The organism is Streptomyces otsuchiensis (assembly GCF_004305975.1).
GTDB lineage: Bacteria > Actinomycetota > Actinomycetes > Streptomycetales > Streptomycetaceae > Streptomyces > Streptomyces otsuchiensis.
Genome location: NZ_BHZI01000543.1, coordinates 1 through 590, shown reverse-complemented (window position 1 = coordinate 590; position 590 = coordinate 1). Strand labels below are relative to the sequence as shown.

Annotated in this window: 1 rRNA gene and 1 pseudogene; one reads left to right on the top strand and one right to left on the bottom strand. The window is 67.1% G+C overall.

The features are described 5' to 3' along the window. Positions 1-360: pseudogene (locus tag E0D90_RS27525) on the top strand (hypothetical protein); the annotation flags it as partial. A 155-nt stretch (positions 361-515) separates the two neighbouring features. Here E0D90_RS27525 and rrf read toward each other — a convergent pair. Continuing rightward, positions 516-590 (bottom strand): 5S ribosomal RNA (gene rrf, locus E0D90_RS25750); the annotation flags it as partial.

Genomic DNA, 590 nt, shown 5'->3' with positions numbered 1-590 from the left:
ACGCGGCCGGTCGTCCCGACGGAACGCGGGACGGTCATCACGCGGCCGGTCGTCACGACGGAACCCACCACCACGCTCGTCGTCACGACGCGGACCACGCGGCCGGTCGTCCCGACGGAACGCGGGACGGTCATCACGCGGCCGGTCGTCACGACGGAACCCACCACCACGCTCGTCGTCACGACGCGGACCACGCGGCCCGTCGTCACGACGGAAACCGCCTCGGTCGCCGTTCGGGCGATCGTCACGACGGAAACCCGGGCGGTCGTCGCGGTCGCGGCCGTAGGACCGGCGACCGCGGTCGTCGTCGCGTCGCGGGCGGTCGTCACGACGGTCGTCGCGACGGTTGTCCTCAGATGAATTGGACATGGTGGTGGCTCCTGATCTCATTGCCGGCGCACCATGTTTCGTGCATCGGCACCGGCTCCCCATGTGAAGGAAACCGGAAGGGAAAAACAAAAAAGGGACCGTTGTCCCAGCGCGTGAACGCTGGGACAACGGTCCCTTCAAAGATTGTTCGGCGGCGACCTACTCTCCCACACGGTCCCCCGTGCAGTACCATCGGCGCTGAAAGGCTTAGCTTCCGGGTT